This window comes from Bradyrhizobium manausense (assembly GCF_018129685.1).
Classification (GTDB): Bacteria; Pseudomonadota; Alphaproteobacteria; order Rhizobiales; family Xanthobacteraceae; genus Bradyrhizobium; species Bradyrhizobium manausense_D.
The window spans coordinates 197,844-224,182 of sequence record NZ_JAFCLG010000001.1 but is presented as its reverse complement, the minus strand read 5'-3'; the positions used below and the strand labels follow the sequence as shown (position 1 = coordinate 224,182).

Annotated in this window: 22 protein-coding genes; 12 read left to right on the top strand and 10 right to left on the bottom strand. The window is 64.8% G+C overall.

The window, feature by feature from the left end:
- Positions 1 to 268 precede the first annotated feature (268 nt).
- A complete protein-coding gene (locus tag JQ621_RS01095; protein ID WP_249124576.1) occupies positions 269 to 3,055 on the top strand; it encodes a DUF3857 domain-containing protein in 2,787 nt (928 codons plus the stop codon).
- A gap of 34 nt (positions 3,056 to 3,089) precedes the next feature.
- Here JQ621_RS01095 and JQ621_RS01090 read toward each other — a convergent pair whose 3' ends face one another.
- The 3 genes from JQ621_RS01090 to tpiA all read right to left on the bottom strand — a co-directional run bounded on the left by JQ621_RS01090 (position 3,090) and on the right by tpiA (position 6,192).
- The gene (locus JQ621_RS01090; RefSeq protein WP_212232582.1) at positions 3,090 to 4,721 is read right to left on the bottom strand and encodes a CTP synthase; all 1,632 of its coding nucleotides are present in this window, start codon (positions 4,719 to 4,721) and stop codon (positions 3,090 to 3,092) included.
- Between the two features lie 166 nt (positions 4,722 to 4,887).
- On the bottom strand, positions 4,888 to 5,280 hold the full coding sequence (gene secG, locus JQ621_RS01085; protein WP_212232581.1) for a preprotein translocase subunit SecG: 393 nt from the start codon (positions 5,278 to 5,280) through the stop codon (positions 4,888 to 4,890).
- Positions 5,281 to 5,433: 153 nt separating this feature from the next.
- Positions 5,434 to 6,192 (bottom strand): triose-phosphate isomerase, encoded by a 759-nt coding sequence (gene tpiA, locus JQ621_RS01080; RefSeq protein WP_212232580.1) that lies wholly within the window; start codon positions 6,190 to 6,192, stop codon positions 5,434 to 5,436.
- Between the two features lie 223 nt (positions 6,193 to 6,415).
- Here tpiA and JQ621_RS01075 point away from each other — a divergent pair, with 223 nt between their 5' ends.
- The 4 genes from JQ621_RS01075 to moaC are packed head-to-tail and all read left to right on the top strand — an operon-like array spanning position 6,416 to position 10,718.
- Complete coding sequence (locus JQ621_RS01075) at positions 6,416 to 8,314, top strand: SurA N-terminal domain-containing protein (protein WP_212232579.1); 1,899 nt, start codon at positions 6,416 to 6,418, stop codon at positions 8,312 to 8,314.
- 14 nt (positions 8,315 to 8,328) lie between these two features.
- Positions 8,329 to 9,342 carry an anthranilate phosphoribosyltransferase gene (gene trpD / locus JQ621_RS01070; RefSeq protein WP_212232578.1) on the top strand — a complete coding sequence of 338 codons (1,014 nt, stop codon included), beginning with the start codon at positions 8,329 to 8,331 and terminating at the stop codon, positions 9,340 to 9,342.
- 7 nt (positions 9,343 to 9,349) lie between these two features.
- Entirely contained in the window at positions 9,350 to 10,171 is an 822-nt protein-coding gene (trpC, locus tag JQ621_RS01065) for an indole-3-glycerol phosphate synthase TrpC (protein ID WP_212232577.1), read from the top strand.
- A gap of 31 nt (positions 10,172 to 10,202) precedes the next feature.
- Complete coding sequence (gene moaC / locus JQ621_RS01060) at positions 10,203 to 10,718, top strand: cyclic pyranopterin monophosphate synthase MoaC (protein ID WP_212233760.1); 516 nt, start codon at positions 10,203 to 10,205, stop codon at positions 10,716 to 10,718.
- 8 nt (positions 10,719 to 10,726) lie between these two features.
- On the opposite strand, the gene JQ621_RS01055 is transcribed toward moaC, so the two are convergent.
- Positions 10,727 to 10,891: a Flp family type IVb pilin gene (locus tag JQ621_RS01055; protein WP_212232576.1), complete on the bottom strand. Its 165-nt coding sequence runs from the start codon at positions 10,889 to 10,891 to the stop codon at positions 10,727 to 10,729.
- A gap of 312 nt (positions 10,892 to 11,203) precedes the next feature.
- Between JQ621_RS01055 and JQ621_RS01050 the strand changes: the two genes are divergently transcribed.
- Positions 11,204 to 13,924 (top strand): bifunctional diguanylate cyclase/phosphodiesterase, encoded by a 2,721-nt coding sequence (locus JQ621_RS01050; protein ID WP_212232575.1) that lies wholly within the window; start codon positions 11,204 to 11,206, stop codon positions 13,922 to 13,924.
- A gap of 106 nt (positions 13,925 to 14,030) precedes the next feature.
- On the opposite strand, the gene JQ621_RS01045 is transcribed toward JQ621_RS01050, so the two are convergent.
- Positions 14,031 to 15,368, bottom strand: coding sequence for a S41 family peptidase (locus tag JQ621_RS01045; RefSeq protein WP_212232574.1), 1,338 nt, complete (start codon positions 15,366 to 15,368; stop codon positions 14,031 to 14,033).
- A 290-nt stretch (positions 15,369 to 15,658) separates the two neighbouring features.
- Between JQ621_RS01045 and JQ621_RS01040 the strand changes: the two genes are divergently transcribed.
- The 6 genes from JQ621_RS01040 to JQ621_RS01015 all read left to right on the top strand — a co-directional run bounded on the left by JQ621_RS01040 (position 15,659) and on the right by JQ621_RS01015 (position 20,829).
- Positions 15,659 to 16,786, top strand: coding sequence for an alpha-hydroxy acid oxidase (locus tag JQ621_RS01040; protein ID WP_212232573.1), 1,128 nt, complete (start codon positions 15,659 to 15,661; stop codon positions 16,784 to 16,786).
- 14 nt (positions 16,787 to 16,800) lie between these two features.
- Positions 16,801 to 17,424 carry an HAD-IA family hydrolase gene (locus JQ621_RS01035; protein ID WP_212232572.1) on the top strand — a complete coding sequence of 208 codons (624 nt, stop codon included), beginning with the start codon at positions 16,801 to 16,803 and terminating at the stop codon, positions 17,422 to 17,424.
- A gap of 143 nt (positions 17,425 to 17,567) precedes the next feature.
- Positions 17,568 to 17,783 (top strand): hypothetical protein, encoded by a 216-nt coding sequence (locus JQ621_RS01030; RefSeq protein ID WP_212232571.1) that lies wholly within the window; start codon positions 17,568 to 17,570, stop codon positions 17,781 to 17,783.
- Between the two features lie 234 nt (positions 17,784 to 18,017).
- Positions 18,018 to 19,229 carry a molybdopterin molybdotransferase MoeA gene (locus JQ621_RS01025; protein ID WP_212232570.1) on the top strand — a complete coding sequence of 404 codons (1,212 nt, stop codon included), beginning with the start codon at positions 18,018 to 18,020 and terminating at the stop codon, positions 19,227 to 19,229.
- A 175-nt stretch (positions 19,230 to 19,404) separates the two neighbouring features.
- Complete coding sequence (gene lexA / locus JQ621_RS01020) at positions 19,405 to 20,106, top strand: transcriptional repressor LexA (RefSeq protein ID WP_212232569.1); 702 nt, start codon at positions 19,405 to 19,407, stop codon at positions 20,104 to 20,106.
- A gap of 288 nt (positions 20,107 to 20,394) precedes the next feature.
- Positions 20,395 to 20,829, top strand: a complete 435-nt coding sequence (locus JQ621_RS01015; protein ID WP_212232568.1) for a hypothetical protein — start codon at positions 20,395 to 20,397, stop codon at positions 20,827 to 20,829.
- Between the two features lie 8 nt (positions 20,830 to 20,837).
- On the opposite strand, the gene JQ621_RS01010 is transcribed toward JQ621_RS01015, so the two are convergent.
- The 5 genes from JQ621_RS01010 to JQ621_RS00990 all read right to left on the bottom strand — a co-directional run bounded on the left by JQ621_RS01010 (position 20,838) and on the right by JQ621_RS00990 (position 26,281).
- Positions 20,838 to 23,120 (bottom strand): ComEC/Rec2 family competence protein, encoded by a 2,283-nt coding sequence (locus JQ621_RS01010; protein ID WP_212232567.1) that lies wholly within the window; start codon positions 23,118 to 23,120, stop codon positions 20,838 to 20,840.
- Between the two features lie 97 nt (positions 23,121 to 23,217).
- On the bottom strand, positions 23,218 to 23,451 hold the full coding sequence (locus JQ621_RS01005; protein ID WP_212232566.1) for a DUF2171 domain-containing protein: 234 nt from the start codon (positions 23,449 to 23,451) through the stop codon (positions 23,218 to 23,220).
- A 78-nt stretch (positions 23,452 to 23,529) separates the two neighbouring features.
- A complete protein-coding gene (locus JQ621_RS01000; RefSeq protein WP_212232565.1) occupies positions 23,530 to 23,931 on the bottom strand; it encodes a nuclear transport factor 2 family protein in 402 nt (133 codons plus the stop codon).
- 5 nt (positions 23,932 to 23,936) lie between these two features.
- On the bottom strand, positions 23,937 to 25,616 hold the full coding sequence (locus JQ621_RS00995) for a glutamine--tRNA ligase/YqeY domain fusion protein (protein WP_212232564.1): 1,680 nt from the start codon (positions 25,614 to 25,616) through the stop codon (positions 23,937 to 23,939).
- Positions 25,617 to 25,693: 77 nt separating this feature from the next.
- Positions 25,694 to 26,281 carry an NAD(P)H-dependent oxidoreductase gene (locus JQ621_RS00990; RefSeq protein WP_212232563.1) on the bottom strand — a complete coding sequence of 196 codons (588 nt, stop codon included), beginning with the start codon at positions 26,279 to 26,281 and terminating at the stop codon, positions 25,694 to 25,696.
- Positions 26,282 to 26,339 lie beyond the last annotated feature (58 nt).

Below are 26,339 nucleotides of genomic sequence, written 5' to 3'. Positions count from 1 at the left end.
TGTTGTTTTCCCTCTGAACAGATGCGGCGGGACGTTATAGCGAGCGTACGAAAGGCTGTCTTGAGGAGTGCCAACATGGCACCCTTGCCTGTCCGATTGAGAGTGTTTGCACGCGCTTCAAGTCGTCCGTCCCCCGCCACGCTCGACAATTGCCCGGCGCGACGCCATCGTCTATACAACCTGCGAGCGGCAGAGGTGGCGAATGTTTCTTTTGAGGTTAGTGCGCGCGGGCGTTTTGCTGGCGACCGTGCTTGGATCTCAGCAGGTTTTGACCGGACAGGTCCTGGCCCAGCAAGCAGCGGCCCCGCAAGGTCCGGACTCCAAGCTCAAGGAGGTCCAACTCGACAAGACTGCATTCACCCTTGCCGATCCCGTGCCGGCGTGGGTCGACCAGCTGCCGCTGCCGCAGACGACCTCCCCGCTGCCGGTCGTGGTTCGCCTTGCCGATACGCAATACCAGCTGGCCCGGATGCAGCAGATGTATGTGCGGCGCGCGACGCTGATCAATGATGCCGGCGCTCTCACCGCGGCGGGCCGGTTCTCGATCCCCTTCGCGCCCGAATACGAACGGGTCCAGCTTCATTCGATCCGCATTTATCGCGGAGCCGAGCAGTTCGATCGCACCTTGACATCCAATGTTCGCTTCCTTCAGCGCGAGCAGGATCTCGAGCGCGGCGTGTACAGTGGCCGCGTGACCGCCTCGATCCTGATCGATGACGTGCGCGTCGGCGATACGATCGACATCGCTTACACGATGTCAGGCCAGAATCCGGTGTTCGCCGGCAAGGCCTTCGGGCTGGCGCCGTGGGATCAAGGCCTACCGACCGCGCATCGGCGCGTCGTGCTGAACTATCCGATCAACCGGCCGATCGTCTGGCGCGCGGTCGGAGACCGTGCCCTGCCCCACATCACTCCCACGGAAGCGGTCCGCGACGGTATCAGACGCGTCACGTTCGACGAGCAGCCGCTTCCCGCAATGGCCATGGAAAACATGACCGCGCCGGAGTTCTTCGGAGTGCGCTTCGTGCAGTTCTCCGAATTTTCCCGCTGGAGCGACGTCGCGGACTGGGCCAGCAATCTGTTCGCCGCCACTCCCCCGCGCGACGGCGAGTTCCGTGACCTCGTGAAACGGATCAAGGCACTGCCGTCAGCGCAGGCCCGCGTCGTGGCGGCGCTAGAATTCACCCAGTCGCAGGTCCGCTACTTTTCGGTCTCGCTCGGCGAGAGCTCGCACCGTCCGGCATCGCCGGATGAGGTGCTCCGGCGCCGATATGGCGACTGTAAGGACAAGTCGCTGCTGCTGATCACCCTGCTCCGCGAGCTCGGCATCGAGAGCAGGCCGGTGCTGCTGCAATTGGGACGGCACGGCGGCCTCGAGAAGACACTACCCAGTCCACAGTTCTTCGACCATGCAATCGTGGAGGCCATGGTCGATGGCAAATTCTATTTCCTCGATCCGACACGGCTCGCACAACATGGCAAGCTCGATCGGATGGGTCAGGCGCACGAAGGCACCCAAGTGTTGGTCGTCGCGCCCGAAACCAGCGCCGTGTCGCAAGTTCCGGTCGCCGCCGAAGATGTCGTCGGCGACGAACTCATCGAGCGCGCCTCGCTTGCGCATTTTGGCGAGGAAGGGCAGTTGGAAGTGAAGCGCGTCTGGCACGGCGTCGCGGCCGAGGCCCTTCGGATCAGCTACGAACGGATGTCGCGCGAAGAGATCATCAAGGTCATCGCCGATGGCATGGAGCGTCGCTATCCCGGCGCCACAATAATCGGCACTCCGGAGCTTCATGACGACACTGTCAACAACGAGTTCTCGATCGCGGCCAGCTACAAGATACCGAAGCTCGCCAACGAGGTGGACGGCAATTGGGTGGTCGCCTTTGCTGCGGACAGTCTGCAGGGCGCCTTGACCAGCTCCGTGTCTGCGAACCGCGTGACGCCGCTGCGGATCCTGAAATTTCCCTTTCACGCGAAGTACAGTTTCGAGGTCACATTTCCGGAGCAGGTCAGCGGCAGCATCGACCCGCGCGCGCCGACCATCAGCAACAAATATTTCAGCGCTGGCATCACCGAATCCTTTCGCGGCAACGTCGCGCGGAAGGCCGCAGATCTGAAGACGCTGCAGACTGCGGTTGATCCTGAAGACTATCCTGGCTATGCTGAGGATCTCCGTGCACTGAACAAAGCGATCGGTGGCGCCTTTTTTGTCAGCAAGGCCTTGGTCAATGCCGCTGGCGCCGCAAAATCCGATCTGACGCATCGCCTACAGGACCAGCGGCTCGAACTCATCAAGAAAGTAACCGAGACAATTGGCGGCGGAAAGATCGCCGGCGCCGATCTCGCAACCGCCTATTGCTTCCGCGCCACCGCGCAGGCCGACCTCGGCCGGACCGAGGAAGCCACCCAGGATGCCAACAGCGCGGTGCGGCTCGCGCCGAATACGTCGCCCCCGTTGTCGTGCCGCGGCGACATCTACTTCCGAGGCGGACAGTTCGAGAAGAGCCAGACCGACTACTCCAACGCGATTGCGCTCGGCGGTGGCTCCGACGGCTTGGCGTATCGCGCGCGTGGAGTTGCCCGCTTGTTTGCCGGTCGAACCGAGGATGCCAATGCCGACTTCGCCAAGGCGAGCGAACTGGGCGACAAGGAGACCAGGCTGTTCAGCCAGCTATGGCTGGTAGCGACCAGCGGGCGTCTCGGCAAGCCGATTCCGGCCGAGATCATCAAGCGCGCGGCGTCGGAGGCTCGCGGCGACTGGCCGCGAGCCGCACTGGCGATGATGACCGGCGCCTTGTCTCCGGAAGAGATGTTCAAATCGCTGGATAGCAAGGAAGGCGACGAACGCGCGATGGCGCTCACCGAAGCCAACTTCTATCTCGGCCAGCATTATCTAGTCACCGGCGAGATCAGGAAAGCGCAGGCCGCCTTCGAGAAGGCCCGCGAGTTCGGCGTGATTGACTACGTCGAGTATATCGCCGCCAAACTCGAACTCGAGCGCCTGGCAGCGCAGGGCGAAGCCACGTCAGCCAAGCCGGCTCCTGCGGCCCACTAGACCGCCGCCGAAAGCCGATCGTCGAAGACCGAGCCTACACCAGCCGGCTCTGCACCATCGCCGCCTGGATGAACGAAGCAAACAGCGGGTGCGGCTCGAAGGGTCGCGATTTCAGCTCGGGGTGGAACTGGACGCCGATGAACCAGGGGTGATCCTCGTACTCGACGATCTCAGGCAGCACGCCGTCCGGCGACAGGCCGGAGAACTTCAGGCCGTGCTGCTCGAGGCGATCCTTGTAGGCGGTGTTGACCTCGTAGCGATGACGATGTCGCTCGGAAATCTCGGTCGCGCCGCCATAGACCTGCGAGACGCGGCTGCCGCGGTTGAGCGCGGCGGGGTATGCGCCGAGGCGCATCGTGCCGCCGAGATCGCCCGCCTGGTTGCGCTTCTCGAGCTCGTTGCCGCGCAGCCATTCCGTCATCAGGCCGACAAGCGGCTCCTTGGTGGGACCGAACTCGGTCGAGTTGGCCTCCTCGATGCCGACGAGGTTTCGCGCGGCCTCGATGACGGCCATCTGCATGCCGAAGCAGATGCCGAAATACGGCACGTCGCGCTCGCGCGCGAACTGCGCCGCCTTGATCTTGCCTTCCGCGCCGCGCTGGCCGAAGCCGCCGGGCACCAGGATGCCATTGACATGCTCGAGGAACGGCGCCGGATCTTCCTTCTCGAAGATCTCGCTCTCGATCCAGTCGAGATTGACCTTCACCTTGTTGGCGATGCCGCCATGCGACAGCGCCTCGATCAGCGACTTGTACGCATCCTTCATGCCGGTGTACTTGCCGACGATGGCGATGGTGACGTTGCCTTCGGGGTTGCGAACGCGCTCGTTGATCTTCTGCCAGCTATGCAGCGCCGGCGGAATCCGCGAGGCGATGCCGAACGCGGCGAGCACTTCGTCGTCGAGACCGGCGTCGTGGTAGGCCTCGGGGACGGCGTAGATGTTGTCGACGTCGCGCGCTTCGATCACGGCGCTTTCGCGCACGTTGCAGAACAGGCCGAGCTTGCGCCGCTCCTCCTTCGGGATCTCGCGATCGGTGCGGCAGAGCAGGATGTCCGGCTGGATGCCGATCGAGCGCAGCTCCTTCACCGAATGCTGCGTCGGTTTCGTCTTCAATTCGCCCGCGCTCGGAATGTAGGGCAGCAGCGTCAGATGGATGTAGACGGCGTGATCGCGCGGCAGCTCGTTCTTGAGCTGGCGGATCGCCTCGAAGAACGGCAGGCCCTCGATATCGCCGACGGTGCCGCCGATCTCGACCAGCACGAAGTCGTAATCGTCGTTGCCCGACAGCACGAACTCCTTGATGGCGTTCGTGACATGCGGCACCACCTGAATGGTCGCGCCGAGATAATCGCCGCGGCGTTCCTTCGAGATGATGTCCTGGTAGATGCGTCCCGTCGTGATGTTGTCCTGCTTGGTCGCAGGACGGCCGGTGAAGCGCTCGTAGTGACCGAGATCGAGATCGGTCTCCGCGCCGTCATCGGTCACGAACACTTCGCCGTGCTGGTACGGCGACATCGTTCCGGGATCGAGGTTGAGATATGGGTCGAGCTTGCGGAGGCGGACCTTGTAGCCCCGGGCCTGCAGCAGGGCACCGAGTGCCGCTGAAGCCAGACCCTTGCCGAGCGAGGAAACCACGCCGCCGGTGATGAATATGTACCGCGCCATGGGACTTAACCTCTAATCCCTCGAACTCGATTCGCCAAAGCGATTCGTATTCAGCCCCAAAGAATCTGTGGGCCTGTGGGTGAACCAGAACCAAGAGTGAAGACAAAGCCTTGATGGGGATTGTTGATGCAGGACGGTAGCCGTCGTCCTGCATGGCCCCCCCGCTTTATTGCGAGCGAGGCACCTGCGGGCCGGTCGGCGCTGCCGGAGCCTGCTGCTGCTCGTCCGCCTTCTTCAGCGTGTCCAGAATACCGCCCGATGTCGGCGCGGTGATCGGGTTTGCGCTGCCGGCGGGCTGGGTCTGCGACGCGGGCTGGCCGATGATCGACGTCGGCGCACGGTTGTAACCGGCGTACCAGGACAGGAACAGGCTGGTCAGGAAGAAGCCCGCCGCCAGGACCGCGGTGGTCCGCGACAAGAGATTCGCTGTGCCGCGGCTCGACATGAAGCCCGCGCCTCCGCCCATGCCGAGGCCGCCGCCTTCCGACTTCTGGAGCAGCACGGCGCCGATCATGACGGCGACGATCATGAGATGGATGACGATGACAACGGTCTGCATGCTATCCTTCCGTCACAAGCGGGCGGCGCCTGACGGCGGCCGCTTGCGCTTCGCGGGTTTTCCTGAAGTTGCGCGGTGTTACACGATCAGAAGGGGCATTGCCACCCCCGATCAGCCGCCTCCCGGGGTTTACCCCTAGCCAGGGGCAGCCCTTTAGTTAGGGCAACCCTGCGCGATCGCAAGGAAATCGGCCGCTTTCAGGCTGGCACCGCCCACCAGCGCGCCGTTGACGTTCTTCACCGCCATCAGCTCGGCGGCGTTCGACGGCTTGACCGAGCCGCCGTACAGGATCCGCATCTTGGCCCCATCCGCCTTGAACCGGGAGGTCAAAAGCTCCCGGATAAAGCCATGAATCTGCTCGACATCCTTGGCTGTGGGGGTCAGGCCGGTGCCGATCGCCCAGACCGGCTCATAAGCCACGACCAGATTGGCGGCCGTGGAGCCGTCCGGCAGCGAGCCGTCGAGCTGGCCGCGCACCACATCCAGGGTCTGGCCGGCGTCGCGCTGGGCTTGCGTCTCGCCAATGCAGACAATCGCGACCACCCCGGCTCGCCAGGCGGCTTCCGCCTTCTGTCGGATCAGCGCATCGCCCTCGCCGTGGTCGGCGCGGCGCTCGGAATGGCCGACGATGATCGCGCTCGCGCCCGCATCGGCCAGCATTTCGGCCGCGATATCGCCGGTATGGGCGCCCGAGGCCTTGGGGTGGCAATCCTGGGCTCCTACGGCCACCTTCTTGCCACGCGCCTTGTCGGCGAAAGCCGCGATCAGGGTCGCCGGCGGGCAGACCAGGAGGTCGGCCTTGCTGGCGACGTCTGCCGCGCCATTGAGCATGGCGTCGAATTCGGCGGCCCCAGCCTTCAGGCCGTTCATTTTCCAGTTGCCAGCGATCAGGTGGCGGATGGCATCGGTCATGTCAATGTCCAGCAAGATGAGGTTTATGCATGCGCTAGCAGAGGTCCTGCGGCAGTTCCAGAGACCGGGGGGGTTTTACGGCAGCTTCGAGCGCGCCCCGAGGCGAGGTTGCGGGGGGAAAGCCGCCACTTTATGATGGCATATCAATTTGGTGAGGCGCTTCTGCGGAATCTGCATTAAGACGCGCTCCCGTTCCCCTCCTTATCAAGACAAGTTGGACCAAATGCTTCGAGGAATGCGCAAGGCCTCATCAAACTGGGTCGGCAAGACCATCATGGCCGTCGTGATGGGCGTGTTGATCATCAGCTTCGGTATTTGGGGCATCGCCGACATTTTCCGCGGCTTCGGGCAGTCCACGGTGGCCAAGGTTGGCCACACCGAGATTTCGCTGAACGAGTTCCGCCAGATTTACACCGACCGTCTCCAGCAGATCGGCCGTCAGTTCGGCCGCCCGCTGACCCCCGACCAGGCACGCGCGTTCGGCCTTGACCGCCAGGTGCTGCAGCAGACCATTGCGGAAGCTGCCCTCGACGAGAACGCGCGCCAACTCGGGCTCGGCCAGTCTGACGAGCAGATCCGCCAGATCATCATGAACGATCCGAACTTCAAGAGCGTCGACGGCAAGTTCGATGCGAACCGCTTCCAGGGCCTGATCCGCAATTTCGGCTACACCGAGCAGCGCTACGTCGCCGAACAGCGCAAGGTGGCGCTGCGTCGCCAGATCACCGGCACGATCGGCGCCGGCCTCGAGCCTCCGAAAACCATGCTCGACGTCGCCACGCGCTTTCAGAACGAGCAGCGCGCGCTCGAGTTCGTCAGGCTCGACACGGCCCAGGCCGGCACCATCGAGGCTCCCTCGCCCGAGGCGCTCGCCGCTTATTTCGAGGATCACAAGGTCCAGTTCCGCGCGCCCGAATATCGCAAGATCGTCTTCGCCGTGATCTCGCCCGAGGAGATCGCCAAGTGGAGCGACGTTTCCGACACCGACGCCAAGAAGCTGTTCGATCAGCGCAAGGACCAGCTCTCGACACCGGAGCGGCGCCAGATCCATCAGATCGTGTTCCCGAACCTCGCCGAGGCGCAGGCCGCGCGCGAACGCCTGGTCGGCGGGCTCTCCTTCGAGGATCTCGGCAAGGAGCGCGGGCTAACCGCCGCCGACGTCGATCTCGGACTAAAAACCAAGTCCTCGCTCGAGCCTGCGCTCGGTGATGCCGCCTTCGCGCTGCCCGTTGGGGAAATCAGCCAGCCGATCCAGGGCGCCATCGGCGTTTCGATCGTCAAGGTCGACAAGATCGAGCCCGGCGTCGAGGCCGACTACGCAAAATTTGCAAGCGATGTGAAGCGCCAGATCGCGACCGAGCGCGCGCGCACCAAGGTCGGCGAGCTGCGCGACAAGATGGAGGACGAACGCGGTGCCGGCACCAGCGTCGCCGATGCCGCGCAGAAGCTCGGGCTCACCGCGGTGACCATCGATGCGGTCGATCGCTCCGGCCGCGCGCCGAACGGGCAGACTGTCGCCGACATCCCCCAGGGCCTCGACGTGGTCTCGCAGGCCTTCAACAGCGATGTCGGCGTCGACAACGACGCGATCTCGTTCAAGGGCGGCTACGTCTGGTACGATGTGCTCGCCATCACCCCGTCGCGCGATCGCAATCTCGACGAGGTCCGCGACCAGGTCGAGGCGCGCTGGCGCCAGGACCAGATCGCGTCCAGGCTGAAGGCCAAAGCGACCGAGATGGTGCAGAAGCTCGAACAGGGCGGCAAGCTCGCCGACGAAGCGGCTGCGATCAATGCCAAGGTCGAGACCGCCAGCGGTTTCAAGCGCGACGACTCCCCGGCCGGCGTGCCGGCGAACATCGTCGCGGCCGCCTTCCGTACCGCCAAGGACGGCGTCGGACAGGCGCCCGTGACCGGCGGTAGCGAAGTCATCGTCTACCGCGTCACCGACATCGTCGATCCCCCGGTCGATGCCGCCTCCGACGCCGCCAAGAAGCTGAAAGAGACCGCGAGCCGCTCGCTGACCGACGAGCAGGTCGCCTCCTACGTCACCAAGCTCGAAGCCGACATCGGAACCACCATTAATCAGGCCGCCTTCGCGCAAGTGACCGGCGCGAACCAGTGAGTCGAAAGCACGCGATGGACGACCTGAAATCGATCATTGGAAAAGTGGCGACCGGCGCCAGCCTGTCGCGTGACGAAGCCGCATCCGCGTTCGACGCGGTGATGTCCGGCGAGGCCACGCCTTCGCAGATGGGTGGCCTGTTGATGGCGCTCAGGGTCCGGGGCGAGACCGTGGACGAGATTACCGGCGCGGTCACGGCGATGCGCTCGAAGATGCTCACGGTCGAGGCGCCTGCGGACGCCGTCGACATCGTCGGCACCGGCGGCGACGGCTCCGGCTCGGTCAACGTCTCGACCTGCGCCTCGTTCATCGTCTCGGGCACCGGGCTGCCCGTCGCCAAGCACGGCAACCGCGCCCTGTCGTCGCGTTCGGGCGCCGCGGACGTGCTGGCCTCGCTCGGCGTCAAGATCGATCTCAAGCCCGAGCAGGTCGGACGCTGCGTGCGCGAATGCGGCATCGGCTTCATGTTCGCACCGGCCCATCATCCGGCCATGAAGAACGTCGGCCCGACCCGGGTCGAGCTCGCCACTCGCACGATCTTCAACCTGCTCGGCCCCTTGTCCAACCCGGCCGGTGTGAAGCGGCAGATGGTCGGCGTGTTCTCCCGGCAATGGGTGCAGCCGCTGGCGCAGGTGCTGAAGAACCTCGGCTCGGAATCTGCCTGGGTGGTGCACGGCTCCGATGGCCTCGACGAGATCACCCTCACCGGCCCGACCTTCGTGTCCGCGCTCCACAACGGCGAGATCAGGAATTTCGAGGTGACTCCCGAGGAGGCCGGCCTGTCGCGCTGTGAACCCGGCGCGCTCAAGGGCGGCGATGCCGATGCCAATGCGATCGCGCTGCAAGGCGTGCTCGACGGCAGGCCGAGCCCCTATCGCGACGTCGCGCTGATGAACGCCGCGGCGGCCCTGGTCGTCGCCGGGCGCGCCAAGGACCTGAAGGAAGGCGTCGCGATCGGCGCAAAGTCGCTCGACAGCGGCGCCGCGAGCGCGCGGCTGAAGCATCTGATCGCGGTCTCCAACAGCTGAGCCTGTCATGTCCGACATCCTGACCAAGATCGAGGCCTACAAGCGCGAGGAGATCGCGGCGGCCAAGCGCGCGCAGCCGCTCTCGGCGGTCGAGGCGAAGGCCAGGGCGCAAGCCGCGCCACGCGGCTTCGTCCGCGCAATCCGGGCCAAGCACGCCAATGGCGACTACGCGTTGATCGCCGAGGTGAAGAAGGCCTCGCCGTCGAAGGGTTTGATCCGCGCGGATTTCGATCCGCCTGATCTCGCCAGGGCCTATGAGGCGGGCGGTGCGGCCTGCCTGTCCGTGCTGACGGACACGCCTTCGTTCCAGGGCCATCTCGATTTCATGGTGGCAGCGCGCGCGGCGACCTCACTGCCCGTTCTGCGCAAGGATTTTCTGTTCGACACCTACCAGGTCGTCGAGGCCCGCGCGCACGGTGCCGATTGCATCCTCATCATCATGGCAGCGCTCGATGACGCGACGGCCAGGGACCTCGAAGACGCCGCGATCGCCTGCGGCATGGACGTCCTGATCGAGATCCACGATCGCGCCGAGCTCGATCGCGCGTTGAAGCTGCGATCGCCGATGATCGGCGTCAACAACCGGAACCTGCGCACCTTCGAGACCACGCTTGCGACCAGCGAGACGTTGGCGCCGCTGATCCCCGGCGACCGGCTGATGGTCGGCGAGAGCGGCATCTTCACGCCTGCCGATCTTGCCCGGCTCGAGCGCGTCGGCATGTCGACCTTCCTGGTCGGCGAAAGCCTGATGCGGCAGGCTGACGTCACGGCCGCTACGCGCACGCTGCTCGCACGCGAGAGCAAGGCCCGCGCAACGGGCACGCGCTGACATGGCGCGCAAGGAAACGGCGCGCAAGGATGTGGCGCCCAAGCCCGCGAACACCAGGCCGTCAAAGGCGGCGAGCCATGCCCTCACCCATATCGGCGCCTCCGGCGAGGCGCGGATGGTCGATGTCTCGGCCAAGCCCGCGACCGAGCGGCTTGCCGTTGCCGAGGGCCGCGTCGTCATGGCGAAGGCGACGCTCGACCTGATCGTCTCCGGCAACGCCAAGAAAGGCGATGTGCTCGGTACGGCACGCATCGCCGGAATCATGGCGGCGAAGCGCACCTCCGAACTGATCCCGCTCTGTCATCCGCTCGCGCTCTCGAAGGTCGTTGTCGAGATCGAGCCCGACGCGAAGCTGCCGGGCTGCGTGGTGCGCGCCAGCGTGAAGGTCACCGGCCCGACCGGCGTCGAGATGGAGGCGCTGACCGCGGTCTCGGTCGCCTGCCTCACCATCTACGACATGATCAAGGCGGTGGAGCGGGGCGTGCGCATCGAGGGCATCCACCTGATCGAAAAGCTGGGCGGCAAGTCGGGCCACTACCGCGTCTGATCCCGCAATTATTTCAGCGACGCGCTGATCGATCCGAACTTGGTGTTGAGCTTGCTGCCGAGGCCATTCACCACGGTGATGATGGCGAGCGCGATGCCCGCGGCGATCAGGCCGTATTCGATCGCGGTCGCGCCGGATTGATCGGCCCAGAATTTCTTCAAAGTCTTTTTCAAGATCGCGTCCTCTCTGCGTCGTTGCAAATCCGGTTGCAAGTCGCGGGCCGTTGCGGCGCCGAGGATGGTCAACACGTTAGATGGTTAAGCGTTGATTGATACCGCCACGACCGGCAAGAATTGACCGGCATCGGCGGCCGTCCCGGGCAAAACCTGCACGCCTATCGCGCTGCCTATCGATCGCATTCGTGCGTTGCGGTTTAGGTCGCGTTAACCGCGCTTCCTAACGCCGCCTCCACATCGACCCCGTAAACCGACGGATGTCATGGGGATCGAGAACTGACCCTGACGTGTGTGCGGCGACGAACGACAATGATGGCAAGATACGGCAGCCGGCTCCTTGAACAGGCCCTCGTGCGCAGCGGACCGATCCGCTGGCTTGTGGTGGGCGGCACGCTCCTGATCGCGGCGATCGCGGTCGGCGCGGTGCTGATGGCACAGAATTTTCGCGAGCGCGCATTGCGCAACGCAAGCCGCGAGCTGGAAAACACCGCACTGCTGCTCGCCCATCATTTCGATCAGCAATTGCAGGACTTCGCGGTCATTCAGAGGGATTTCGTCGACCACGTCCGCTTGAGCGGAATTACCACCGCGGCGGACTACCGCAAGCGCCTCGCCGGCCAGGACGTGCACCAAATGCTGCGCTCGAAGGTCGATGCGCTGCCCTACATGGGCGGCGTCAACGTCATCGACGCCGAAGGCAATCTGATCAACTCATCGATCGCCTGGCCGGTCCCGCAGGTCAACGTCGCCGACCGCGCCTATTATCGCACCTTTCGATACGATCCGCAGGCGCCCGATGTGCTGATCGAACCGGTGCACAGCCGCGTCTCGGGCGTCTGGACCATCCTGATCGTGCGCAAGATCATGGGACCGCACGGCGAGTTCATGGGCCTGATCGGACGCGGCATCGAGCCGGCCAATTTCGAGAAGTTCTTCGAGAGCGTCGTGCTCGGCGAAGGTGCCGCCATTTCGATGCTGCATCGGGACGGCACAATGCTGGCGCGTTTTCCGCATTCCAGCGAATCGATGGGCCGTAATTTCAGGAACGGCTCGTTCGAGCAGCAACGGGTTTTCACGCTCGATCACTTCGCCGGACGCTTCGTCAGTCCCGTCGACGGGGAGGACCGTCTGACTTCGGCGCACGCCCTGCCCCACTTCCCGATCATCATGATGGCGACGACCACGCGGGCGGCGGCTCTGGCCGACTGGCGCGAACAGATCGGCATCCTGATTTCGGTTGCCGGGGCGTCTGCCCTGGCAATCGCGGGCGTGCTGATCGCGATCGTGCGCAAGCTGCTGGAGCAACACCGCCTGTCCCGGGAGCGATTGACGCTGGAGAAACAGCGCCTCGACCGCGCCATCAACAACATGACCCAGGGCCTGCTGCTGTTCGACGCTTCGCAGCGGCTCGTGATCTGCAACCAGCGCTACGTCGACATGTACGGTTTGTCGCCCGAGATCGTGAAGCCCGGCTGCAGTTTTCACGACATCATTGCGCACCGCAAGGCTACGGGCTCGTACTCGGGTGACGTGGACCAACATGTCGCGCGCGTGCTGCGCGACGTCCACATGCGCAACTCCATGGTGATCGACACCAGCGATGGTCGCTCGATCCAGATCGTCAACGAGCCTCTCGACGATGGCGGCTGGGTCGCGACCCACGAGGACATCACCGAGCGCCGTCGCATCGAGGAGCGCATCACCCACCTCGCCCACTACGACGCGCTGACCGACCTGCCCAACCGCGCCATGTTCCACGAACATTTGCGCAAGGAGCTCCGCGCCATCGCCCATGGCGAAGAGCTCGCGGTGCACTACATCGACATCGACGAATTCAAGGGTGTCAACGACGCGCTCGGTCATCTCGTCGGCGACGAGCTCTTGAAGTCCGTGGCGCAGAGCCTGCGCCGCTGCGCCGGCCCGACCGATTTCGTCGCCCGGCTCGGTGGCGACGAATTCGCGATCGTGCAGAGCGCCGTGACCTCACGGGACCAGGTCAACGAGCTCGTCGCACAGGTCTTTGCGGCGATCCGGGCTCCCTTCGACTGTATGGGCCACCACCTCACGGCCGACGCCAGCATCGGCATCGCGCTGGCACCGGGACACGGGACCGCGTTGGACCAGATTCTGAAGAACGCCGACATGGCGATGTATGCGGCCAAATCCGCCGGGCGCCGCACCTATCGCTTCTTCGAGCCGGACATGGACGCCAAGGTGCGCGAGCGGCGCCAGCTCGAAATCGATCTCCGCCACGCCATCGCTCAAGGCGGGCTCGAGGTCTACTACCAGCCCTGCCTCAGCTTGAAGGACGACAGCATTACCGGCTGCGAGGCGCTGGTGCGATGGCGCCACCCCGAACGCGGCATGGTCTCGCCGGCCGAATTCATCCCGATCGCGGAAGATACCGGGCTGATCAACGAGATCGGCGAATGGGTGCTGGCCACCGCCTGCCGCGACGCGGCTACCTGGCCCGACGACATCCGCCTCGCCGTCAACGTCTCGCCGGTGCAGTTCAAGAGCGGCACGCTGGCGCTGAAGATCATGGCGGCGCTCGCCGCATCAAATCTGCCGGCAAGCCGGCTCGAGCTCGAGATCACCGAGGCCGTGCTGATCCGCGACGACGAGACCGCGCTCGCAATCCTGCATCAGCTCCGCGCCATCGGTGTTCGCATCGCGCTCGACGATTTCGGCACCGGCTACTCCTCGCTGAGCTACCTGCACCGCTTCCCGTTCGACAAGATCAAGATCGACCGTTGCTTCGTCAGCGACATCGCAGGTCCCGATGGTGCCGCCAGCATCGTTCAGGCCGTGGTCAACCTCGCCACCGCCCGCCGCATGGCGACGACGGCCGAGGGCGTCGAGACCGAGGAACAGCAGCGCCTGCTGCGCGCGCTCGGCTGCACGGAGATGCAGGGCTATCTGTTCAGCGCCGCAAAGCCGGCCAACAAGGTCGTGGAGCTGTTCGCGCTGCATCGCAGCCGCCTTGCCCAGCGCAGCGGCGACCAAAGCCGCCGCCGCGAGGCGAGCTAGAGACGCTGGCAACAGACGCCCCGTGCGCGCTGAGACTGCCGTCAAGACGAATTCGCCCGGGAGCGGCCATCCGCTCCCGGGCGATGCGTTCAGGATTTGAACGAATTTAGTTCGGCACCGTCGTCTTCGGCGCCGGCTTGGCCGCCGCCGCATTCACGGTGACGCCGTGGAGGAAGTCGTAAGCCGCGTGCAGGGCCTTGTCGTCCTTCTCTTCCGGCGGGACATAGGACTGCGATCCGGTCTGCTCGGTGCCGTCGGCGGCCTGCAAATGGCCGCGCATCTGCGACTCCGCCATGGTGTCCACGCGGCCCTTCAGCTCGGCCGGCACGTCCTGGAGGATCTCGATGTCGGGCGCGATGCCCTGGGCCTGGATCGAACGGCCCGACGGGGTGTAGTAGCGCGCCGTTGTCAGCGCCAGCGCGCCGTTGCCGGCGCCGAGCGGAATGATGGTCTGCACCGAGCCCTTGCCGAACGAACGCGTGCCGATGATCGTCGCCCGCTTGTGGTCATGCAGCGCGCCGGCCACGATCTCCGAAGCCGATGCCGAGCCGCCGTTGACGAGCACCACGAGAGGCTTGCCTTTGGTGAGGTCGCCGCCATGGGCGGTGAAGCGCTGGGTCTCTTCCGGATTGCGGCCACGGGTCGAGACGACCTCGCCGCGCTGCAGGAACGCGCTCGACACCGAGACCGCCTGGTCGAGCAGGCCGCCGGGGTTGTTGCGCAGGTCCATCACATAGCCGACGAGCTTCTCCTGCGGGACGTCCTTGGAGATCGAGGCGATCGCCTTCTTGAGGCCGTCGGTGGTCTGCTCGTTGAAGGACGTGACGCGGATGTAGCCGATGTCGCCGTTCTCGACGTGGAAGCGCACCGGGCGGACATGGATGATCTCGCGCGTGATCGCGACATCGAGCGGCGCGTCGGCGCCCTTGCGCACGATGGTGAGCTTGGTCTTGGTGTCGACCGGCCCCTTCATCTTGTTGACGGCCTGCTCGAGCGTCATGCCCTGCACGTTTTCGCCGTCGATCTTGCTGATGAGGTCGCCGGACATGATGCCGGCCTTCGATGCCGGCGTGTCATCGATCGGCGACACGACCTTGACCAGGCCCTCTTCCATCGTGACCTCGATGCCGAGGCCGCCGAACTCGCCGGAGGTGGTCTCCTGCATTTCGGTCCAGGCCTTGTCGTTCATGTAGCGCGAATGCGGATCGAGCGAGGTCACCATGCCCGTGATCGCGCCTTCGATCAGCTTGGCATTGTCGGGCTTCTCGACATAGCTGGCCTTCACCCGCTCGAATACTTCCCCGAACAGATTGAGCTGGGAATACGCATCATCCGCGCCTGCCGCCGCCCGTGCCGCCCATAGTCCGCCCTGTGGACCAGATATGATGAGGGTCAGGCAGGCTCCGGTAAGCGCGCCCAGGGGGAACAGCAGGGTTTTCCGCATGGAATGGTTGGCCTTTTCGCTTGGGTCGGGACGCCACGCAAATGGCGATCCTGCTCGGTTCTCACAATACCATTCAGGTTTCTTCAAGGCCGGGCTGCCACGCCCACTTGTATACCGCAAAAATCCCTTCGCCCCGGCCTAAACTTTTGGCAACGTTCCGAAACAATCGCCCGCCAGACGGGAATCGACCGGCCGAGCCACCCCTCGCAGCTATGCGATTTTAGGATGGTTTTGGAGGCCCGGACGGGATACGCGATGACATAAGGCTTCAAATTCTCGGGAGGACAACAATGAACGAAGCACTCCGGCCGGAACGGAACGTCGAGCTTGGTGCCAGCGACGAGCCATTCCAGAACCTGCACGAATTCCTCCGGAAGGCGCGTTCCAACCTCAACCAGAATGCCTGGGACTACATCGTCGGCGCCGCCGAGACCGAGACCACGATGCGCCGCAACCGGATGGCGCTGGACGAGATCGCTTTTCGCCCGCGTGTGCTGCGTGACGTGCGCAAGGTCACCGGCTCGGTCACCCAGTTCGGCCGCAAGATGCGCCTGCCTGTGGTGCTCGCTCCCGTCGGTGCGCTGGAGATCTTCGACGCGCATGGCGCAGCGAGCGTTGCCCGTGCCGCCGGCACGTTCGGGGCATCGCACATGTTGAGCTCCGTCTCCGAGCCGGGCCTGGAAAAGACCGCCGAAGCCGCCCCCGATGCGCTGCGCATGTACCAGCTCTATGTCCGCGGTGATGACGCGTTCGTTGCCGATGTCGTCAGTCGCGCCGAAAAGGCAAGCTATGCCGCCTTCTGCCTGACCGTCGACACCGCTCATTACAGCCGTCGTGAGCGCGACATCGCCAAGCGCTACGTTCGCGAGAGCCGCCTGCGGGCCACCGGCGGCGATTTCCAGAAGGGGCTGGAGTGGCGGACCGTGAAGATGATCAAGGACAAATTCAAGATCCCGCTCATCATCAAGGGCATCGCCACCGCCGAGGACGCGCAGATCGCGGTCGATCACGGCGTCGAGTGGATCTACGTCTCAAACCACGGCGGCCGCCAGCTCGATCACGGCCGCGGTGCCATGCATGTGCTTCCTGAAATCGTCGACGCGGTGAAGGGCCGTGCCAAGATCATGGTCGATGGCGGCATCTGCCGCGGCACCGACATCGTCAAGGCGATCGCGGCGGGCGCCGACCTTGTCGGCATCGGCCGGCTGCAATGCTGGGCCCTGGCGGCCAACGGCGAAGCCGGCGTGACGCGGATGCTGGAGCTGCTTGAGGACGAAGTGCTGCGCTGCCTCGGTCTGTTGGGTGCCACCTCGTTCGCCGAGGTCAACAAATCCTGCCTGCACCCGGCCACCGCAACCAATGCGCCGAGCGTGTTCAGCGCGTTCCCCCTGTTCGACCACGAGCCGTATCGGTATTGATTGAAAGGACGCAAGTGACCTCGCTCTCTCCCGGCAGCGCCGATGCGCTTCTGTTCGATCTCGGGCGCGTCGTGCTCGACATCGATTTTTCCAAGGCGATCGCCTGCTGGGCGGGACATGCAGGCCTCGAGCCCGAAGCCATCGTCTCGCGCTACGTACGCGACGAGGCCTATCGGCTGCACGAGATCGGCAAGATCAGCGACGCGGACTATTTCCAGTCGCTGCGTTCATCATTGGGCATCGGCATTTCGGACGCGCAATTCCTGGAAGGATGGAACGCGATTTTCGCGGGCAAGATGCCTGATATCGCGGAGCTGTTGCCGCGCGCGGCGCAGCAGCTGCCGGTCTATGCGTTCTCCAACACCAACCGCCCGCACGTGGACTATTTCTCGAAGGAGTATGCCGACCTGCTCGGCCATTTCCGCGAGCTTTATCTGTCGTCCAGCATCGGCCTGCGCAAGCCGGACGCCGAAGCCTTCGATCATGTCGTCGCCGCGATGGGCGTGCCCGCAAACCGCATTGTGTTCTTCGACGACCTCGCCGAGAACGTCGAAGGCGCGCGTGCTCGCGGCCTGACCGCGGTGCATGTCACCTCGCCGAACGACGTCGCCATCGCGCTGAAGGCGCTGGGGATCTGATCCGGCCGCAAACTCCGGAACAATTTCGCCCGAATGCGAGGAACCAAACCGCTCTGTGCATTTTTGTACGCAGTTCCGGGAACGGAATACCGCCTTCCGGACTCTTCTTTCCGTTGGGAAGTCTACGAACGGAACGTGCAATCGTGTTGGGCAAAACCTACCTCACCAAGCAGGCCTCTCTGCTGGTCAAATTCGCCAAGACCACCTCGGATTCCGAGCTTTCCGCCAAGCTGATGAGCAAGGCGGCCGATCTGAAATCTCAGGCAGATCCAATGCCTGACAGGGATCAGGGTCCCAAAGCACCTGACGTTGCTGAACAGGGAAGTTCGTCGCAGGGAAATCCCATAACGCGGTCGTGATGGCCGAGCCTGATCGCCGCAGGGCCACGGCGGAGCAGCTCGGCCTCACCGACCAACCGCGCACAGCCACCTGTCAAAGATGTCGACAAGACGGGCGTCAGCCGCCAGGCCGAGTTGGTGCGGCCGTTGCTGCGGACTGACATCCACACACGCTCCATTTTGCCTCAGCGCGCACACTCGGCTAGAACGCTTGCCGCAATCTGATCCTTGCGTTGCCCAAGCTGGAGTTCTGCCGTGGCCCTCATGCCGGTGTCCGATGCGCTAGCTGCCGTGCTCGCGGGTGCGGAGCCGCTGGCTGAGGAAACGATCGCGCTCGATCAAGCCTTCCACCGGGTGCTCGCGCGCGACGTCGCGGCGCGGCGGACCCAGCCGCCGCAGGCGATGTCGGCGATGGATGGCTATGCCGTCCGCGCGGCCGATGCGGCCAAGGTCGATGCCCAGCTCACCCTCATCGGCGAGGTTGCGGCCGGCCGGCCGTTCGCAGGCATTGTCGGTGCCGGCGAAGCCGTGCGGATCTTCACCGGCGGCGTTGTTCCCGCCGGCGCAGATGCGGTCGTGATCCAGGAGGACACTATCGCGGATGGCAAGCGCATCACGATCAAGGAAGCCGCCGTCACCGGGCGACACATCCGTCCCGCCGGGATCGACTTCTCGGAAGGAGACGTGCTGTTGCGCAAGGGCGCGCGGCTGACCGAGCGCGACCTCGCGCTCGCCGCCGGCATGAACCACCCGCAGCTTAGCGTCCACCGCCGCCCGAAGGTCGCAATTCTCGCAACCGGCGACGAGCTGGTGATGCCGGGCACCACGCCCGGCCACGGCCAGATCGTCTATTCCAACGGCTACGCGCTCCATGCGCTCGCCCGCAGCGAAGGCGCTGATACCGTCGACCTCGGTGTTGCCGCCGACACGCTTGCCGCCACCACATCCGGCATCCGCCGCGCGCGCGAGATCGGCGCCGATATCCTCATCACCACCGGCGGCGCCTCGGTCGGCGACCACGATCTGGTGCAGCAGGCGCTTCGGGACGAAGGTATCTCGATGGCGTTCTGGAAGATCGCGATGCGGCCGGGCAAGCCGATGATGAACGGGCAGCTCGGCCAGATGCGCGTGATCGGCCTGCCCGGCAATCCCGTGTCATCCTACGTTTGCGGGTTCCTGTTTCTGGTGCCGCTGATTCGCGCGCTCTCGGGCCGTTCGGTGATTCACCATCGCCGCGAACGCGCCATCCTTGGCCGCGACGTCGGCGCCAACGACCAGCGCGAGGATTATCTGCGCGCACGCCTCCAGATGCGCGACGACGGCGCGCTCGTCGCGCTTCCCGTCGATCACCAGGATTCCTCGCTGCTTGCGAATCTCGCTGCGGCACAGGCACTTCTCGTGCGCGCGCCGTTCGCGCCGAAGGCCGAAGCCGGCACGCCTTGCGAGGTGCTGCGACTGCCCGTTTGAGCGCTTCGTTCGCGTGCGTTCCGCCAATTTTGCCGCGTTCACGGTAAATTAAGCAGTTGCGGAACATGTATCGAACATATAGTGTCCGTTCATGATTTGTTTCGAGTGCGCAGCGACTTGTAGCTGAGTTCAGCGTCTCGGAATCGAACGCATCGTCAGGGGGATTTTGGTCGAGATGTTAACGCGCAAACAATACGAGCTCCTGCGGTTCATCAGCGAGCGCCTGAAGGAAAGCGGCGTGCCGCCCTCCTTCGACGAGATGAAGGACGCGCTCGATCTGCGCTCGAAGTCGGGCATCCACCGCCTGATCACCGCGCTCGAGGAGCGCGGGTTCATCCGCCGCCTGCCCAACCGCGCCCGCGCGATCGAAGTGATCAAGCTGCCCGAACTGCAGGCCGCCGCCGGCAGCCGCCGCGGCTTTACGCCGAGCGTCATCGAGGGCAATCTCGGCAAGGTGCGCACGACGTCGAGCCCGCCCGTTGAGGAGGGCGAGCGTCCCGTCGCGGTGCCTGTCATGGGCCGGATCGCGGCCGGTACGCCGATCGAGGCCTTGCAGACCCGCAGCCACACCATCAGCGTCCCGCCCGACATGCTTGGCGCCGGCGAGCACTACGCGCTCGAAGTGCGCGGCGATTCCATGGTGGAGGCCGGCATCCTCGACGGCGACATGGCGCTGATCCAGCGCAACGAGAGCGCCGATACCGGCGATATCGTGGTGGCCCTGATCGATGACGAGGAAGCGACGTTGAAGCGCTTCCGCCGCCGTGGCGCCTCGATCGCGCTCGAGCCCGCAAACGCCGCCTATGAGGTCCGGATCCTGCCGCCCAACCGGGTCAAGATCCAGGGCAAGCTGATAGGGCTTTACCGGAAGTACTGAACTTGTCGCGCTGCCGCTTGGCGAGCGCGCTTTTGCAATTGCGCAACGCCGTCGCAGCCGGCCTGGCAATATTCGGGCTGGTCCGCGCCCGCCGGCCGTTGACGCTCGCAGAATGCACGCGGGCAGGCTTTGTTCCTCGTGCAATCGAAAAAGATATTGTGATGGTGGCTTGCGGACGCAAGCCGCAGATTTGCCCTCAACATCGCATATAGTCGCAGGCTTCCACTCTGATAGAGGCCTGCGCCTCAGAAGAGGCGCGGGTGCTCTATCTCCGATGAGGAGCACCCGATGTGTGACTACAGCCTGCATGCCGTCGCGACACGTCCCGCAGAAGTCGGCGAGACGATCGTCACGACAACATTCCGCGGCACTTCGACGCGCGGCTTCGCCTCCGAAGCCGACATGTCGGTCGCGGTCTGCCTGCTGCCGGGAACGGAGCTCGCCTTCGCCGACAACGTTCGCTACGACAACAGGTGGATCTGGACGCGCACCATCAATTCGAGGGTCGGCAAGTTCGGCAAGGTCGATCCGCACATTCCCGATCGTCATCACGACGCGATCGAATTCCCTGACGGCAAATACGTGCTGGTGACCCAGCTCGTCGAAGGCCAGCGCGCAACAGTGCTGCAACTGCCGGTGGCCCGGCCGCTCGGCGAGCGCGAGCGCAAGCCGCAGATCATCGCCGACAGCCGCCCGACGCCCCCGCGCCTGCCGATCGGCTGAAGCGGGTATCAGTCCTCGGCCTGCAGGTCGGCTTCCGACGGTGTCGCGTCTTTGGCGCGCGGAGCCGCCGACCGAGGCACGAGGGTGGTCTCGAAATCTCCCTCGCCGGCCGCCGCCGGCGACCAGGGGCGGTTTGTGCCCCTCGCCTTCACCGACTGGATCGCAAAGCCGTCGCCGCGCCGGGTCAGCGCCAGGGCGCCCTGGCTCGTCAGGCGCGGTCGATCAACCACCATCGCAGCGCAATCCGCGGGCGCTGGCCTTGTCGTCACCACAAGCGCGGCGCGGCTGCAATCATCGGCCAGCGCGTCGATGCGCAGCGCCAGCGCGACCATGCGGCCATCGGCAAGCGGCGTCACGCAGCCGGCATCGTCGCATGACACGCCATCACCAAGCGAGGCGCTGGCCGCATCGCGCGGGTCGGCGTCCGCCGCAAGCCACTCCTTCAGCAGGAAATTGTCCTTCTTCATCCTGATCAGATGCAGTTGCCCGTCTTTGCCTCGCGCCGCGATGGTCTGACCGTCAGCGGCAATCAGGATATCGGGTTGCCGGACCGACAGCCCCCAGACGATCGCAGCCGCGAGCACGCACGCACCCGACCAGCGCAGCGGCGTGCGCAACAGGCCCATCAGGATGAGCCCCAGGCTGGCGGCGGTGAGCGGCGCGGTGCCGAAGGCGGCGACGTGACCGATCGCGCCCGGCAATGCCGTCACCCAGCGCGTGACCAGGATCATCCAGTCGATGCCGATCCCCATCAGCCACCAGAACACGCCGTCCAGCCCGAACGGCGCCGCCAGCAATCCCAACAATCCGGCCGGCATCACCAGCGCCGAGACCACCGGCATCGCGCCGAGATTGGCGAGCACACCGTAGGGCGTGATGCGGTGGAAATGGAAAGCGGCATAGGGCGTCGTCGCGAGCCCCGCGATCATCGAAGCCATGAACAACATCGCGATCTCGCGGCCGCCCCACATCGCGATACGCGCGGTCGTCGAATGATCCGGCGATGCGAACAGGTTCGGCATCCCGATCTGCACCAGCGCCACCAGCCCGAGCGTCGCCGCGAACGACATCTGGAAGCTCGGATGAACCAGCGCTTCCGGGGCGACCGCGAGCACGATCAGCGCCGCCACCGCCAGGGTGCGGAACGTGATCGCGCGACGATCGACGATGACGGCGATCAGCACCACGGCCGTCATGAAGAACGATCGTTGGGTTGCGACCTCGGCGCCCGACAGCAGCAGATAGAATGCAGACGCGAGCAGTGCCGCGGCGGCCGACCATTTCTTGATGGCAAAGCCCGCCGCCAGTCCCGGGATCAGCGCGAGCAGCGCGCGGACCGTGAAGAAGACGACGCCGGCGACGACAGCCATGTGGTAGCCGGAAATCGAGAGGACGTGACCAAGCCCTGAGATGAACATTGCATCATTGACGGGCGTGGTGATTGCGTCGCGCCGGCCCGTCAACAGCGCGGTCGCGATGGCGCGGTTGTCGCCGTCGAGAACTGCGCGGATGCGGGCATCGATCGCATCGCGCAGGCCCTGCATGATCGCTGCGTATCGTAACTGCAATCCGCCTGTGACGGGCGGGGCCACGGCGGTGATCGCCCCCATCGCAAAGCCCGAGGCACCTATGCCCTGAAAGAACATGTCGCGCGCGAAATCGTAGCTGCCCGGCCGTAACGGCGCGAGCGGCGGCATCAGCCGCGCCTTCAACTGCACGAAACTGCCAACATCGGGCGCCGTGCCCTTGCGCACGGAGAGGCGCACGCGCTCGAGCTTCACATCGCTGCGCTGCGCATCCATCGCGGTGACGCGCAGCACGAAACGGTCGGTGCGTTCGCGGATGTCGCGGGTTTCGACGAAGCCCGACAGCGACACCGAATAAAGCGGCTTTGCGAGCACCGTATGCGCGATGCGAGCCGTCTTCCACGTCGCCGCAGCAAATCCGGCCGCGACCGCCGCGAGCATGATCGCCGGCGCAAACCACCGGCTTCGCCGCAGCAGGATCGCGCCCAGTATCAGCGCGGCCGCCGTCGCGGCAGTGACCCACAGCACCGGCTCTTGATCGGCGGAGAAGTAGAGCGCGATGCCGCAGCCGAAGGCGATCGGCACCCAAGGGAACAGCCGCCCGGCGCCAGCTTCAGCCTTGGCCCATTCGCGCAGCCTGCCAACGATCGCGGGCCAGACGCCAAACCCCGCCGGCACAAACCCACCGGCCGACGCCGTCCGGCCGGCCGGCCAGGTTCCGGCGATGCCTTGTGAGACACGCTGTGGCCGGCCCGGCTCCGCCATTCCCTGGCAACCCTGCGATACGCGACAGGCGCAGAGACTACCGGAACGTGCAGACCGCAGAAAAGCGGTACGGATCAGGAACGCAGCGGCCCGAGCCCTACTTTTCCTCTTCCATCGTCACCGCGACGTCCGCCTTGGCCGACAGCCGGACCCTGTTGCCCTCGACGCCGGCAACAAGGCCCTTGTCGATATAGTGGTGGTGACCCTTGTGGCTGCCCTCGCCGCTGTCTTTCTTGGTCAGCTTGATGCGGTTGCCCTCGACCTTGTCGACGGTACCGATGTGGACGCCATCGGCGCCGATGACTTCCATATGCTCTGCGATGTTCTGCATGGTGGGATCCTCTTCTGGACCCACACAACGCACCGGGACGGCGTTCGTTGCTTCCGTTGGATTGACGATGCCGTGCGTTCAGATCAGCGGCGCCTTCGACGAGGCATGATGATTGACGATCTTCCAATCGCCATCCTCGCGGATGATGACCCAGCTCATCTTGACGACGAGATCCGGGCGCTCACCGGCAAGATCGAACGTGACGGTTGCGCCCATGTTGATGAGGTCCGGTCCCGCGTGCGCGGCCTGCACGCCCGAGAACGCCGCGCCGGGTTTGCGCCAGCGAGGCAGGCCGTTGGCGTAGTCGGCAACGCCATCCCTGCCCCGATAAAGCTTCGGGTTGGAGCCGAAGAAGAACGCATTCCTCGAATACAGCGACGATAGCGCAGCGGCATCGAGCGCCGCGAAGCCGGCGCACCATTTCGCGATGATGGCGGAAACGATGGCGTCGGCTTCGTTACTGACGTGGTCTCCGGCCATTCGCTTCAGCCTTTGGCGACTTCCTTCGCGAAGGTATCGCGCAGCCCGATGGTCCGCGAGAACACCGGCTTGCCCGGCGTCGAATCCTTGTCGCGCACGAAATAGCCCTGGCGCTCGAACTGCATCGGCTCGGCCGAATTGCTCTCCGCAACCGACGCTTCGACCCGTGCGTCGGACAGGATTTCCAGCGACTGCGGATTGAGATCAGCCGCAAAGTTCGAGGCATCCGGGCTCGGGTTGGCAAACAGCTGGTTGTAGATGCGGATCTCGGCAGGCACCGAATTTGCCGCGGGCAACCAGTGCATGGTCGCCTTGACCTTGCGGCCGTCGGGCGCGTTGCCGCCCCTGGTCGCGGGATCGTAGGTGCAGCGCAGCTCCACCACCTCGCCCTTGTCGTTCTTGATCACACCGGTGCACTTGACGAAATAGGCGTAGCGCAGCCGCACCTCGTTGCCGGGCGACAGGCGGAAGAACTTCTTGGGTGGGTTCTCCATGAAGTCGTCCTGCTCGATGTAGAGCTCACGGCCGAACGTGATCTTGCGCGTGCCGGCACCGGGATCGTCCGGGTGGTTGATCGCCTCGAGCTCCTCGCTCTGCCCTTCCGGATAGTTCTCGATCACGACCTTGAGGGGCCGCAGCACGCCCATGCGCCGCTGCGCGGTGCGGTTCAGCTCCTCGCGGATGCAGAACTCGAGCATGCCGACGTCGACCACGCTGTTGGCCTTGGCAACTCCGATGCGCTTGACGAATTCGCGCAAGGCCGCCGGCGGCACGCCGCGGCGGCGCATGCCCGCCATGGTCGGCATGCGCGGATCGTCCCAGCCTGCGACATGGCCGTCGCGGACGAGCTGGGTCAGCACGCGCTTGGACAGCAGCGTGTAGGTCAGATTCAGCCGGGCGAACTCGTACTGGTGCGGCTTGGACGGCACCGGCAGCTTCTCGATGAACCAGTCATAGAGCGGCCGGTGATCCTCGAACTCCAGCGTGCAGATCGAATGCGTGATGCCTTCGATGGCATCCGACTGGCCGTGCGCGTAGTCGTAGCTCGGGTAGATGCTCCACTTGGTCCCGGTGCGCGGATGATGCGCATGCAGGATCCGATACAGCACGGGGTCGCGCAGATTGATGTTGCCCGCGGACATGTCGATCTTGGCCCGCAGCACGCGCGCGCCATTGGGGAATTCGCCCGCTTTCATCCGGCGGAACAGGTCGAGATTCTCGTCCACGCTGCGATCGCGGAACGGCGAGTTCTTGCCGGGCTCGGTCAGCGTGCCGCGCGAGAGCCGGATTTCTTCCTGGGTCTGGTCGTCGACATAGGCAAGGCCGTCGCGGATCAGTTGCTCCGCCCATTCGTACAGGCGGTCGAAATAATCAGAGGCGAAGAACAGGTTCTTTCCCCAGTCATAGCCGAGCCAGCGTACGTCGGCCTGGATGGAATCGATGAATTCCTGCTCTTCCTTGACCGGATTGGTGTCGTCGAAGCGCAGATGGCAGCGGCCCTGAAACTCCTGGGCGATGCCGAAATTGAGCGCGATCGACTTGGCGTGACCAATATGCAGGTAGCCGTTCGGCTCCGGCGGGAACCGGGTCACGATCTCCTTGTACTTGGCCTGATCGAGGTCGGCCTGGATGATGTCACGAATGAAATCGCGCCCACCTTCGCTCGCCACCGGTTCTGTGCTCATCCTAAAATCCTGTAGGGAAATCAGCGGTCCTTCTGCCAAATTCGCGCCGCCAGGCCAAGCCCCATGCCGCCTGGCGGTCAAATTTGGGCAATCCGCGCGCGCACGCGCTCGATAAAGGCTGCCCTCGAAGCAGGCGTGGAGCGATCCATGTCGTAGTGCGCCAGATAGAACGAGCGGACGCCGGCTCCGCACATCGGCTTAAGGGCGCGCAGGAGCACTTTGCGGCCGGGGTCTTGCATGACGATCCGGGTCAGCCACCATGGGGAGCCATAGCTCGTCACCACGCCGAACAAGCGGATGTTGGTCAGCAGCGGCTTGATCCGTCCGCCCTTCAAATCGTGGGCAAAGGCCGTTCCCGGCGCCCAGACCCGGTCGAAATAGCCCTTGAGCATGGCAGGCATCGAGAACCACCAATGCGGAAAGCAAAAGATGATGCCGTCGGCGCGCCGCGCGTGACCTATGAGGTGCGCCACGGCTTGTTCCGCATAGGCGGCCTGATAGTAGCTGCGTCGCTCCGCCTCGGTCATGGCCGGGGAGAAATCCTCCCGGTAGAGATCGGTCGCGATGACCTCATGTCGTCGCTGCAACGTCTCGACGATGGTGCGGAACAGCGCATGGTTGTAGCTGTCCGCAACCGGGTGGCTATGAACGACCTGGATTAGCATTGGCAAAATCTCCCATCCCTATGATACACGGTCGCTCCACGCTCGCCCCCTCTCACTC